Annotated in this window: 7 protein-coding genes and 2 pseudogenes; all 9 read left to right on the top strand. The window is 39.9% G+C overall.

Annotation, left to right across the window (positions count from 1 at the left end; translation table 11 throughout):
- The first annotated feature begins 735 nt into the window (after window positions 1-735).
- Window positions 736-3,971, top strand: a pseudogene (locus ACQ86H_RS20000) (SusC/RagA family TonB-linked outer membrane protein).
- A gap of 2 nt (window positions 3,972-3,973) precedes the next feature.
- A complete protein-coding gene (locus ACQ86H_RS19995; protein WP_431292273.1) occupies window positions 3,974-5,869 on the top strand; it encodes a RagB/SusD family nutrient uptake outer membrane protein in 1,896 nt (631 codons plus the stop codon).
- A gap of 104 nt (window positions 5,870-5,973) precedes the next feature.
- Entirely contained in the window at window positions 5,974-7,071 is a 1,098-nt protein-coding gene (locus tag ACQ86H_RS19990; protein ID WP_431292272.1) for a DUF5000 domain-containing lipoprotein, read from the top strand.
- 23 nt (window positions 7,072-7,094) lie between these two features.
- Window positions 7,095-8,282 carry a DUF4998 domain-containing protein gene (locus ACQ86H_RS19985; RefSeq protein WP_431292271.1) on the top strand — a complete coding sequence of 396 codons (1,188 nt, stop codon included), beginning with the start codon at window positions 7,095-7,097 and terminating at the stop codon, window positions 8,280-8,282.
- Between the two features lie 1,217 nt (window positions 8,283-9,499).
- Entirely contained in the window at window positions 9,500-9,700 is a 201-nt protein-coding gene (locus ACQ86H_RS19980) for a hypothetical protein (RefSeq protein ID WP_431292270.1), read from the top strand.
- A 44-nt stretch (window positions 9,701-9,744) separates the two neighbouring features.
- Window positions 9,745-12,519 (top strand): SusC/RagA family TonB-linked outer membrane protein, encoded by a 2,775-nt coding sequence (locus tag ACQ86H_RS19975; protein ID WP_431292269.1) that lies wholly within the window; start codon window positions 9,745-9,747, stop codon window positions 12,517-12,519.
- A gap of 143 nt (window positions 12,520-12,662) precedes the next feature.
- Window positions 12,663-13,277, top strand: a pseudogene (locus ACQ86H_RS19970) (RagB/SusD family nutrient uptake outer membrane protein); the annotation flags it as partial.
- A 185-nt stretch (window positions 13,278-13,462) separates the two neighbouring features.
- The gene (locus tag ACQ86H_RS19965; RefSeq protein ID WP_431292268.1) at window positions 13,463-13,912 is read left to right on the top strand and encodes a RagB/SusD family nutrient uptake outer membrane protein; all 450 of its coding nucleotides are present in this window, start codon (window positions 13,463-13,465) and stop codon (window positions 13,910-13,912) included.
- Window positions 13,913-13,944: 32 nt separating this feature from the next.
- Window positions 13,945-14,286: a RagB/SusD family nutrient uptake outer membrane protein gene (locus tag ACQ86H_RS19960; RefSeq protein WP_431292267.1), complete on the top strand. Its 342-nt coding sequence runs from the start codon at window positions 13,945-13,947 to the stop codon at window positions 14,284-14,286.
- Window positions 14,287-14,456 lie beyond the last annotated feature (170 nt).

Here is a 14,456-nt window from a genome sequence, read left to right as displayed (position 1 = left end):
ATAAAGGCACATAATGTTCTGTAAAGCATGATGTCAAAATAAAGATGATTTATATTGAAAAGTCGGAAAAGTATAAAAAGAAGTCTGTTTATAATAAATCATGTCATCGGTTTTGATTTTATATTTGGTTACATTCTTTAGTCGACTTTTAAAGTATGTATAACCAGATATTTAAGGGAAACAGTATTTCCGGTAAAATAAAATTTTTTGAATACCCATGGCAATATTGCTTAATATGATATACATCAAGTTATAGCTTGATGGGTATAAAAATACTAACGAAAACAAAATTATGAGAAAACTATACTAGCTCTATCTGCTACCTGAAGTAGCCCATTACAACTGTTTGCTTTTCCTTATTTCAGCCCTGTACAATCTCTGGGTAATGGAATTGCCTTGACTTTATTTTCATAATTAAAGGCTAAAAATGAAAACAGATCATAATTCACTGAATGTTTGGTACAGGAAATTGCTGCTTACAGATGGAAGAGATATGTTTCAGTCCGTTCAGATTCGAAAAAAACTGTACGGTACCTGATGTATCAAAAAAAGAGTTGATAATGACTAAAAGATCAATATGGAGATTAGGCTTATTCCGTGTTGTCCATTACTCATTAGACCTTAAGAAAGGAGTATTATAGCTTAACTGAATATTCCTAATAGTGGGCCATCATGATGATGCTATTGGAGTATTCCAACTATTGTAACTAACCAATTAACCAAATAATAAACTAAATGAATGTGAATACTTTACTTAAGTATGTTGCTATGAAGCGACGGACAGACTCTTTTTTAGATTCAAAGAACAGAGCAGGAATCAATCTGTGTTACATCCCTTTTCTAATTTTAGGATTTTGCATACCACAGAGTTCCTTCTCTAAGGCGACAGTTTACAGCCCCTTATCCCGTATTCATCCTTTTCGGGATGAAATTGTGGTTAAAGGAACCGTTAGAGATGCCCAGGGGGCACTGCCAGGTGCGACGGTTACGCTAAAGTTCGCCAAAATCGGTGTACAGGTAGATAACGACGGAAAATATAGCCTTAAGGTCCCTGCCAATGGTACCCTGGTCTTTAGTATGGTCGGTTATAAGACCAAAGAAATAGAAATAAAAGGGGAAAGCAGTATCAATGTAGTACTGGAGTCGCTGAATGATCTGGATGAGGTAGCCGTAGTTGCATTTGGTACGCAAAAGAAATCAAGCATGATCAGTGCAATTACCACCATTAACCCAAAAGACCTAAAGGTTCCATCCAGCAACCTGACCACTGCCTTAGCAGGTAAACTGGCAGGTGTGATCGCATATCAGCGAAGTGGAGAGCCTGGACAGGACAATGCATCTTTCTTTATCAGGGGCGTGACCACTTTTGGGTATAAAAAAGATCCGCTGATATTAATAGATGGAATTGAGGTTACCTCTACAGATCTGGCCAGAATGCAACCAGATGATATAGCCAGTTTTTCCATCATGAAAGATGCTACAGCCACTTCGCTTTATGGAGCGAGAGGAGCAAATGGTGTAATCCTGATTGTTACCAAGACAGGTGAGGAAGGAAAAGCAAAAATACAGGTCCGGTTTGAAAATTCAACATCGGAAAATACCAGAAACCTGGATTTTGCAGATCCTGTTACCTATATGAAACTGGCGAACGAAGCGGTTATTACCCGTAATCCATTGGGCATACTACCATACGCTCAAAACAAAATCGATCAGACCGCATTGGGTGCTAATCCCAATATATACCCTGCAAATGACTGGCGGAAAATGTTGTTGAAGGACAGAACCAATAATCAGCGTATGAATTTTAGCACCAATGGTGGTGGCAAAATCGCTCGTTATTATATAGCAGGAACCTACAATAATGACAATGGTCTCCTTAAAGTTGATGAGCGTAATAACTTTAACAGTAATATCAGTCTCAAATCTTATCAGTTACGATCGAACATCAATATCAACATGACCAAAACTACCGAGGTCATTGTCCGTTTGGCAGGAAGTTTTGACGATTATACAGGGCCGATAGATGGCGGAAGCGGGTTGTATACGAAAATTATGAGAAGTAATCCTGTTTTATTTCCGGCTTATTATCCGGCAAATCAAATGCCTAAAACAAATCATATCCTGTTTGGTAATTCCGGTAACGGGCTGCTGATCAATCCCTATGCAGACCTGGTTAAAGGTTACCGAGACTACTCAAGATCGCTGATGAATGCACAGTTTGAGGTGAAACAGGATCTTGCATTTATCACTCAGGGCCTTTCGGCAAGGGGGATGTTCAATACATCACGTTATTCTTATTTTGATGTCAGCCGAAACTACAACCCGTTTTATTATACAGCTAGCGGATACAATAGTTTGCGGGATACATACGGTTTGACGCTGTTGAACGAGGGGACGGCAACTGAGTACCTGAATTATAGTGAGGGTGCGAAAGATATCAATACTACGACCTATATGGAGGCTGCAGTGAATTACGTAAAGCAGATTTCAAAAGTTAATGATATAACTGCTTTGCTGGTTTACCAAAGAAGACAACAGCTTTTTGCAAACAGTGGCACCTTACAAAAATCTTTGCCTTACCGCAATCAGGGAGTATCCGGACGTTTTACCTACGGTTATGACAACCGTTACCTGGCTGAACTAAGCTTTGGATATAATGGATCTGAGCGTTTTTTCAAAACCGAAAGATATGGGTTTTTCCAGCGCTAGGGCTTGGATGGCAGGTATCCAATGAAAATTTCTGGAAACCGATAAGTACTGTTATCAGTAAATTAAGATTGAAAGCAACCTATGGAATAGTTGGAAATGATGCTATCGGATCGCCGGAAGACCGTTTCTTTTATCTCTCGGAAGTTAATTTATCTGATGGAGGTAAAGGGGCTAGTTTTGGCGAGCAGTTTGGCTATTTCAGACCAGGCATAACCGTCAACCGTTATGATAATGCTTTTATCACATGGGAAAGAGCAAAGAAATTCAATTTTGGCACTGAGTTAACCTTATTTAACGATTTCAATTTACAGGTTGATCTTTTCTCCGAAACCAGAGATAACATTCTGATGGAGCGTGCTGCTATTCCCAGTACTATGGGGCTTGCTGCTTCCATCAAAGCAAATACTGGTAAGGCAAAAGCAAATGGGGTGGATGTTTCTGCCGATTATAGCAAAAACTTTAATTCTTCTTTATGGCTCCGTCTGCACGGAAACTTTACCTATGCACACAGTGAGTTTTTACAATTTGAGGAGCCTCAATACAAAGAGAGCTATCTTTCCCGGATCGGGCAATCGCTTAACCAGACTTATGGCTTAATTGCAGAGCGGTTATTTATTGATCAGTATGATGTGGCCAATTCTCCAAAACAAACCTTTGGAGAATACGCTGCGGGCGATATCAAGTACAGGGATGTAAACGGTGATGGCCAGATTACAGACCTTGACAGAGTGCCTGTTGGCCTACCTACTGTTCCGGAGATCATTTATGGATTTGGTTTCTCTACAGGATATAAAAACTTTGATCTATCGGTTTTTTTCCAGGGGTCTGCCCGTTCATCATTCTGGATCGATACCAGAGCCACAGCTCCATTTGTGCCTTATAATTACCCAGGGGAATCATTGGGCGGTACACAAAATGCATTGATCAAGGCTTATGCCGACGATCATTGGTCTGAAGACAACCAGAACCTCTATGCACTTTGGCCTCGTTTGAGCGACAGTCAGAACAATAATAATGTGCAGACCAACACCTGGTTTATGCGCAATGGTTCATTTTTACGGTTGAAATCTGCTGAAGTGGGTTATTCCATTCCTAAGAAAATAATCAATAGGGTTAAATTAAGCAATGCACGGTTTTACCTGAGCGGGACTAATTTGCTGAGCTTTAGCGGATTTAAGTTATGGGATATTGAAATGGGGGGCAACGGTTTAGGTTACCCGGTACAGAGAGTTTACAATGTGGGTATACAAATAGGATTTTAATTATGAAAAAGACAAGCATATTTTTAGCAGCAGTTATCTTAGCGCTTATAACCTCCTGCAAAAAAGATTACCTGGATATTGTTCCGGATAATATCGCAACAATAGAAAATGCATTTACCAATCGGAATGAAGCAGAAAAGTATCTGTTTACCTGTTACTCTTACCTGCCCCAGGAAAGCAATATCTCGCAAAATCCGGCAATGCTGGCCAGTGATGAATTTTGGACATATTGGCCAATTACGTCTTTAAGTCGGCTTCCATCTTACCCTCAGCAGATTGTGAGGGGAAATCAGTCGCTTACATCCCCTTTGCTCAATTATTGGGATGGGGAGCAGGATGGTAAAGCCATATACAAAGCTTTGCGAGACTGCAATATTTTTCTCGACAATGTAGATAAAGTGCCTGATCTGGATCCGTCACAAAAAACAATATGGACAGGCGAGGTTCAGTTTTTGAAAGCTTACTATCATTTTTACCTGTTAAGGATGTATGGGCCGATTCCGATCATTGATAAAAATCTACCCATTACGGCAACGACCGAAGAGGTAAGGGTAAAGCGTGAGCCGGTAGATAAAGTAGTCGACTATATCGCAAATTTAATGGATACTGCTGCAACCAAATTGCCCATTACCATTCAAAACCGCTCTTCTGAACTGGGACACATTACCCGTCCGATTGCGATATCCATCAAAGCAAGGGTGCTGGCATTGGCTGCAAGTCCACAGTTTAACGGAAATTCAGATTATAACGGATTAAAGAATGCAGACGGAACAGCTTTGGTAAATAGCATTTATAGCGTTGAGAAATGGAAAAAAGCTGCAGATGCCTGTAAACAAGCTATTGACCTTTGCGATAGGGCAGGAATCCGTTTATATAAATTTAATTCCGCTGTAACCAATATATCTGATAGGCTCAAATTGGAGATGGACGTTAGAAATAGTGTCTGCGAGCCATGGAACCAGGAATTGATCTGGGGTTTTACAAATGGTATAGGCTCAGGAATACAACTTCAGTCTATACCCAGGCTTGATGTCGCAAGATCTGGCAATGAGAGTTTATTGGGGCAACTGGCACCAACAATACGCATAGCTGAATTATTTTATACCAGAAATGGAGTGCCAATCAACGAAGATAAAAGTTGGGACTTTTCTAACAGGTACAATCTAAAGACCGCTTCTTCCTCAGACCAGGATTACTTACAGAATGGCTATACCACTGCCGCATTACACTTCGATAGAGAGCCCCGCTTTTATGCAGATTTGGGCTTCGACGGCTCTGTGTGGTATATGCAGAATAAAACCTGGCCGGTGCAGGCAAAATCAGGTCAGGGGCAATCAAGGCGTGCCGCATTTGGCTACTCCATTACAGGTTACTTTACCAAAAAGCTGGTTAACTGGAAGTTTGTGATACAGGATGGTCAGAGTTATACTCAGGAAGAATATCCATGGCCTTTGATGCGTTTAGCCGATCTGTATCTGCTGTATGCTGAAGCGTTGAATGAAGCAAACGGCCCTTCAGAATCGGTTTATCAATACCTTAACCTGGTTAGAGAAAGAGCTGGTCTGCAAACCGTTCAGGTTTCCTGGGATACTTATTCTATTAATCCAGGTAAATATAAAGATCAGGCGGGCCTGAGACAGATTATTCATCAGGAACGTGGAATTGAAATGGCATTCGAAGGCAGCAGGTTCTGGGATTTAAGACGTTGGAAAGAAGCTTCAGCAACATTAAATGCCCCGGTTTATGGCTGGGACATTGAACAAACTGATGCTACTGGTTATTACAGACCAAAATTGCTTTTCAATCAAAAATTTGTTGCACCCCGTGATTATCTGTGGCCGATTAAAGAGTACAATACAATTGTTAATCCAAATCTTGTTCAAAACCCAGGATGGTAATTAATTAAATAAAAGTTTAATATTATGAAAAAAATAAATGGTTTGTACTGCTTGCGCTGTTCTGCGTAACAATACTTGGCTGCAAAGAAGATATCCTGGCACCTTTGGAAAAAGATTCAGTAGCACCACAGCCGATTTCAAATCCGGTTTCAGAACGCATGGCCGGAGCGGTCAAGGTTTCATATAACCTTCCCTCTGATGCGGATCTGATGTACGTGATGGCTGAATACACAAATAAATACGGTAAAGTGATCAGTGTAAAAGCATCTTCATATACCAACTCGTTAACTGTTGATGGTTTTGCTGATACCGCATCCTACAATCTTAATTTGTATGCCATTGATAAATCTGAAAATAAGTCCGCACCTGTAACTATAAAAGTAAAAGCACTGGAACCACCCATTTTTGCGATTAGGAGAAGCCTGGCTTTGGTTACCGATTTCGGAGGGATCAATATAAGCTTTGCCAATCCTACGGAGGCCAATATTGCAGTTGTGGTAACCTATAAAGATTCTTTGGGCAATTTTGCAACCAAAGAAACGATCTATACCAAATCTAAAAGCGGCATTTTTTCGTCCAGGGGATTTCCTTCTAAAGAAACAATTTTCGGTGTTTACATCAGAGACAGGTGGGACAACCGCACCGATACGGCGAAGGCTACCCTAACGCCGATTTTTGAAAAAGAATTGGATAAAAGTAAATTTAAAGTACTTACTCTGCCAACTGATGCACCTGTAGGTTGGGGTTTACCCATTAACAATTTATGGGATAAAGTAATATCCGCCGAGGGCAATATGTGGCATACAACTGATGTTGGCATGCCCCTTCATGTAACATTTGATCTTGGCGTGACTGCAAAAATCAGTCGTTTTACGCTTTGGCAAAGACAAGGGGTATGGATTTATAACCATGGAAATCCCAAGCGATATGAAATATGGGGATCTAATAATCCGGCAAGTGATGGCAGTTATACCAATTGGACCAGACTGGCATCATGTGTCTCCGTTAAACCTTCTGCCCAACCACTTGGCTCCAATTCCAATGAGGACGTTGAGGCTGCTGCACGTGGTGAGGAAAACAATGTTCCTTTGAATGCCGCTCCCGTAAGATATATCCGCATCAGGGTATTGGAAACATGGGCAGGACCGGGGGGACAGGCCGCACACGTTTCAGAAATGACTTTTTATGGAAACGACAAATGATCTTTATTAAATATTATAACGATATGAAACATATTATTATTATTGCTTACTCCTTCATTGCGATTGCCATACTAATGGCTTCTTGCAGCAAAATGGATGAATATAAAAAGTTTACCGATGGAAAATTGATTGTTTATCCGGGTAAAGCCGATTCCTTAAGGGTTCAGTCAGGGCGCAACCGGGCATTGGTGAGGTTCCTGCTCATTTCCGATCCAAATATTGTAAAAGCCTCCATATTCTGGAATAATAAGGCAAATCATCAGGATGTATCCATTACCAGAGGGAAAGGGATAGATACAATAAAAGCAATGGTTTCCCCACTTCCAGAAGGCAACTACTCGTTTGAAGTTTTTACTTATGATAAAAGCGGAAATAAATCGGTTGCAGCTTTGAAACAAGGGGCCACTTATGGAGAGGTCTTTGAGAAATCACTGTTGAACCGTATTTTAGAAAGTGTTGTTTATCAGCCGTCAAGCGGAACAACATTCCTGAACTGGCGGGCTTCAGATGCTGGTTCGGTAGGAGTGGATGTTACTTATACTAATGTAAACGGCAAGGTAACGACTAAACGGGTAGCTAAAGATGCCACGCAAACCGTCCTTACTGATCAAAATCCAGGTACAGATCTTCAATACCGGACACTTTTTTTGCCTGACTCCTTGGCTATCGATACATTTTACAGTGTTTCTACATCCCGGAAAATAACAGAATTCTTTTTGAAAAATCCGGGGGCGCCATTCCTCCAGAGTCAAAGAGATGGAAGGTGGGGTTTACTTGCAGACTGGACCACGAATGCTGCCGCAAGAAATATGTCTAACGGCACCTTGGGCGGATGGGATTCGTATAATGGGGGTGGCTTTATTGCATTTGAGTATTGGTATACTCCACAGATTACAAATGGCAAAATCTATCAAACCACTACACTTCCATCAGGAAAATACCGTTATGTTGTGACTGTGTCTGAAATTGCCAATCCATTGGAGGCTACTTATGCCGTTGTAAACCTGGGGCAAACACTACCCGATGTCGCCAATATTTCACAAGCACTGGGAAGTTTCAAATTTTTGGATAATTCGCAAAATGGAAAAGATTTTGTCATTTCTTTCACACTGACGCAAACCCAGGAAATAACGGTGGGATTTGTTTCGACTATGGTGGTAAAACATGAGAGCAGTGTAAGATTCAGTAAAGTGAGATTGTACAGAGACTAATTAGATTAGGATTTAAGTGCGGGTAATATCATGCCGCATCCAATAATATAAGTTAATATAAATCCAAGCCATTCTACATGGCTTGGATTTCTTATGATTGGTGTAGCCTTGGTGCAATCATCATTATCAAACAACTCACCAATTCAGCGTTACCAGCTTGAATAATGTATGTTTGTATGTAAGTGTTTGTAAATCAGGAGGGTATATTGGTAATTTCATGTTAAAAGAATGGTATGTGCACATTTGTATCTGTTTTGATGTTCGAGACGTTTTTTTCTTCTCAAAAGGCATAATTGCTGCAGTTGGCAAAGTGGTTTTATTTTGCGATAACGGTTGTGAGGAATGAGAATTTAGATAGGTTTATTAAAAATGCTAAAAATTTTAAAAACATTTATAAAGGTAGCCTTATAAATATTCAATATGAGAAACTATTTCCCGGCCCGATAATGGTGATATGTTATGTTTCAGCTTTTAGCCAGTATAGATTTACGCTTAACATTAAAAGCAAAACCTTATCCATTTCAAAATACACCAATCCCTGTGGCAAAATCATTAACATTAATCTGGTAATCGATAAAAGGAAAAATGATTTATAACTTTGAAGAATCAGGCAATGATGTTGGATTTCATAATGAAGGTAGTAGAAACTGATATAAAAATCTAACAGAAAATATCGCTTTATATACACCGTGTGATGAACTAAAGATCTCGGGTGTAGTCAATCCCGGATTAACCGATATATACACATGTTATTTTATTAGCACTCAATTAATTTGCATGAAATCGTGCAGAACGAAATATTCCCCAAGTACGTAACTGCTGGTATTTAACGATAAGTCATGACCTGATATTGAATACGAAAAGTCGGAAAAATATAAAAAGATGTCTGATTATAATAAACCCTGCCTCTTTGTTACGTTTTATATTTGGATTATATTCTTTTTTCTGTTAAAGAATGTATAACCAAGTATTTAAAGTACCGTAATGGACGTCTGTAATTATTTATCAACTGGTTTCTTTTGTCCCTGAATCTGAATATATAAAAACTTCTGTTTATGTATCCAACACAAAATAATCACATGCCTATGAGAAAAAAATGAACCTAACTAAACGCTTGACTAGCTTTTTATAATGGCCGACAGTTTTATTAAACCTGAATAAACAGGTTATTAAGTATGTTTTGCCTAAAATTTAATAAATAAACAAACTAACCAAATATGGAAATAATTCCAAAAGCGCTAAAATCTTGGCGCATATTGTTAACAATATTGACCATCAGTTCAATACTTTCTACGGCCCCTTTTGCTAAAGTGGTTGCCAATACAGGTTTAAGTCTTTCAAAAGATGTAAATGCTTACATCAATACAAATGAAGGGGTTATTTCCCTTCCGGGATCTAAAAAAGTGAAATTAATATAAATGGTAAAGTTACCGATGTAAATGGAAAAGCAATCCCAGGAGTTGTGGTAAAACATAAAGAATCCGGAAAAGCTACCCAGACAGATACCGAGGGTAATTATTCTCTGAGCATTCCTGATCGTAAAGGTACGCTGGTCTTTAGTTTCATCGGTTTCGCTTCGAAAGAAGTTGTTATTGGAGAGCAGACACAAATTAATGTTCAGCTTGTTGATGATAACAAAAAGCTTGATGAGGTTGTTATAGTAGGCTACGGTACCCAAAAGAAAGTCAACCTGACCGGATCGGTAAGTACTGTTTCTTCAAAGGACCTTGATAACCGACCAATTACACAGGCCTCCCAGGCGCTTTCAGGTTTATCACCTGGTGTACAGGTACAACAAAATGGCGGCCGCCCGGGCAGTGATGGTGCGAGGGTAATTATCAGGGGAGTAGGAACATTCAATGCAGGCAGCAACCCCTTAATATTGATTGATGGGATTGCAGGTTCGTTGGATGATGTAGCGCCAGATAATATTGCCAGCATGACGGTACTAAAAGATGCAGCCTCAGCTGCGATTTATGGTAACAGGGCGGCAAATGGCGTAGTATTGATAACGACTAAACGTGGTCAAAAAGGGAAAACAGTAATTGGTTATAACAACTATTTTGGTTGGGAAAAAATAACGAGTTTGCCTCAATTTGTTGATTCCTGGACTTATGCAGAACTAACCGGTGCAAGTGCCGATGTGGTAGCCAAATATAAAAGCGGCACAGATCCGGATAATTTTCCAAATGTATTCCATTTGAAAAATTTATTAAATACGGGTTCAGGTTTTCAGCAATACCACAATGTTAATGTATCTGGAGGTGAAGGTAACAACGTTTATTACCTTTCAGGTAGCTATCGTGACCATAATGGATTAACGGCAGAGACCAATAACGAAAGATACGATATCCAGGCCAATATTGATACCCGTATAAAAGAAAACCTGAATCTTAAAACCAGTATACTCGGTTTTTCTCAGTTTCAGACACAACCTCAGTCCAATTCGGCAGGAATAGGTGGTATTATTGGATTTTCGGTGCGTGAGCCCAATACCATTGCAGGACTGAAATCAGATGGCACTTATGGCCGTCAGGATTTCTATGCCCCGGAAGCATGGCTGGCCAGTGAAGGTTTTAACAATTTGCGTGCTAAAAACTTTTATGGAAATTCTACACTATCCTGGGACATTATACCAGGTTTAAACCTAAGCGGAACTGCCGGATATCATTATTATACCAGCGTTAATACAACCTATGTCGCTGACATCAATATAGACCGTAATACCTATGTGGGGCCAAATAGCTTGAACATCGAAAATAGAGATGGAAATGAAGTAACCCTAAATTTACTATTAAAGTATGCTAAAAGCTTTGGTAAACATAATTTATCTATTTTAGGTGGTTATCAGCAAGAAGCACACCGCGATAATTATTCAAGGGCGTTTCGGGATAAATTTCCTAACAATCTGCTGTATCAGATTGATGCAGGCGCAACAACCAATCAGCAAACATCAGGTAACGCAAATGAGTATGCATTCAGGTCTTATTTTGCCCGTTTAAATTACGATTTTGGAGGCAAATATCTTTTTGAAGCCAATGTGCGCTACGACGGTTCTTCCAGGTTCGCACCTGACAATAGATTTGGTGTTTTTCCAGCCGTTTCCGCTGGTTGGAGACTTTCAGAAGAATCTTTTATAAAGGATAATATCGGCTGGATTAATGAGTTGAAAATCCGCGCATCTTATGGCTCTCTGGGTAATGCGAATATTTCGGATAGAAATGGTAATATATTAAATTATCCGTACCAATATACCTTTAGCACCGAGCCAAAATATACTTTTGGAGGAGTGATTGCACCAGGTGCTGCTGTTACTTCGGCTGTAAATACCGATATCAAATGGGAGACAACAACTACAACCAATCTCGGTCTTGATTTTACATTGTTTAAAAATCACCTAAGCGGTACTGTAGATATTTACGACAGGACAGCGAAAGATATTCTTTATCTGGTGCCGGTATCCTCAACATTAGGCCTGACGCCGCCAATACAAAATGCTGGTTCCATTCAGAATAGGGGTATTGAGTTAAGTTTAACTTATAATACAAAAATCGGTCAGGTAAACATAGGGGTATCACCAAATTTTTCTTATAACAATCAGAAAGTAATCAAAATAGCCGGTGACATTCAGAGTGTTATCCCCAATTTCTTTGTAGGTCAGCCGTTAAACCCAATTTATGGATTTGTAGCCGATGGTCTTTTTGTTGATGCTGCAGATGTGGCCAGTTATCCATCACAGCCAAGCGGTGGTGCCCCGGGTAACATCAGATTTAAGGACATTAGCGGACCAAATGGTGTTCCCGATGGAAAGGTTGATGCTACCTATGACAGGGCCATTCTGGGTAATACCAATCCAAAAACTTCCTACGGTTTAAATTTAACTGCAGCATATAAAGGCTTCGATCTAGCTGTATTATTTTCTGGACTTGGAGGATACACGGTACAGATGGGTTCATATCAGGCTTATGCCTTATATAACGGTGGCAATGTCCAGCAATGGCAATATGAAAATGCCTGGACAACGCAAAATCCCGACCGTAATGCCACTTATCCACGTATTACCAATTTGAGCCAGGGAAGTGCCAATGTACAAACAAACTCCTATTGGAACAGATCAGGGACTTTCCTGAGATTGAAAAATGCGCAGATTGGCTATACCATACCTGCTAATCTGACCAAAAAAATCAGTTTAGACAAAGTTAGGGTCTTTGTGGGGGGCAAAATCTTTTCACATTAAACGATTTTTATAAAGGATGGGATCCGGAAAATGGTCAGGGGTCTGGAGACAATCCAAGCTTCTATCCGCTTTCTGCCATCTATACCTTTGGTATAAATGTGAAATTGTAATCTGATGTAGTTAGGATCATTAAATAAAACAAAATGAAAAATTATATATATAAATTAACAGTTGTGGTTGGATGTACCTTTCTGACTATGATTGCAGGATGTAAAAAAGACCTTTTAGATACCCAGCCGCTATCATCAATCTCGGATGCCACTTTCTGGAAAACAGCTGGTGATGCAACACTTGCTTTGAATGGGGTTTATGACAGTGGGGCAGGTTTTACCGGCTACAATTTCTGGGCCGCAACATCAATGGTTAACCTTGATCTGATGGCCGGTAATGGATCGGAGAAGGAGTCAATTCCTGATAATTTTACCAATGGCACGCTAAATTCTACTTATAGCTTTGTAGGATCCTATTATTCTCAGGCTTATTCACAAATTACCCGGTGCAACAATTTTTTAGCTAATATTGGTGCTGTTACAATGGATGCTGCGCAAAAAGCAGTAATGATAGGTGAGGTAAAAACGATTAGGGCATACAATTACTTTAATCTGGCCTTGTATTTCGGGGATGTGCCACTTGTACAAAAACTGTTGACGGTAGATGAAGCAAATTCTGTATCCCGCACACCTAAAGCAGAGGTATGGGCATTTTGTGAAAGTGAGCTTAAGGCAGCAGCGGCAGCACTTCCTGTTTCGGTAAGTGCAGACCGTCTTGGCCACATGACCTCTGCTTCGGCACTGGCAATTCTGGGTCGTTTACAGCTTGCTCAGAAAAAGTGGGCAGATGCGGCCACTACCTACAAAACCATTATCGATTTTAATTACTATTCAATTGATCCAAGATATCGTGAACTTTTCTTAAATGCGGGGAAACCAGTCGTGAGATCATCATGTCGATGCAGTACATCAGAGATACTTATAACCACGCCCTATTACAATATCTTACTCCTGAAACCTGGGGAGGATGGCATCAGTATTCCCCATTTAATGAATTGGTCGAAGCCTATGAGTGTAAGGATGGAAAAACGATAGCAGAATCGCCTTTGTTTGATAAAAATAATCCTTACAACAACCGTGACCCAAGAATGGATTTCAATATCATGATCTCTGACCGCACAAGTTTCCGTGGTAAAGTTTATTCGGCAAAGCCCGGTACAACACTTCCTGATCGATTGAATCAGTATCCTGGAGTTTGGAGCGGATATGTAATCTATAAATTCTTAGAAGATGATCCGGCAGTAGCCACGACTAACAATACCGGAAACAATTTTCCCTTAATCAGATACGCAGAAGTATTATTGGGTTATTTAGAGGCAAAATTAGAGTCGGGAGGGGAGTAGATCAGTCTCTATTAGATGCAACGATCAATAAAGTGAGAGGTAGGGCAGCGGTATTGATGCCACCCGTTACCACAACAGATCCAACTGCACTTAGAACCATTATCCGAAGAGAACGAAGGGTAGAATTTGCCTTTGAAGGCATCAGATATTTTGATTGTTTAAGATGGGGAATTATAGGTTCAGAAAACAATCAACAGTTTACCGGTATGAAACTTACCAATGATCCAGCTAACTATAAAGATTATCCTGTAAACTCAAATGGGTACTATATCTTTAAAAAGCGCAGTTTTGTAATCGGTAAGAATGAACTCTGGCCAATTCCTCAATCAGAAAGGGATCTTAATAAAAACCTGACCCAGAATCCGGGCTATTAATCGATTCCGTGGTTCAAAGCGTTCTGTTGAGATACTCGGCAAGTGGAGTAATATCGATATTTATTCAATTTATTGTGCAGGACAGAAATGAGGTTAGTTTAATGAGCGTCATTCCTAAGGGGATGGCGTTTTTTAAAGAATATGGGATAGTTATCCATTCAATAGACCTC

The organism is Pedobacter sp. P26, assembly GCF_050632135.1.
Classification (GTDB): Bacteria; Bacteroidota; Bacteroidia; order Sphingobacteriales; family Sphingobacteriaceae; genus Pedobacter.
Note: the sequence above shows the minus strand (reverse complement) of the source record. Positions and strands in the feature narration are given on the sequence as shown.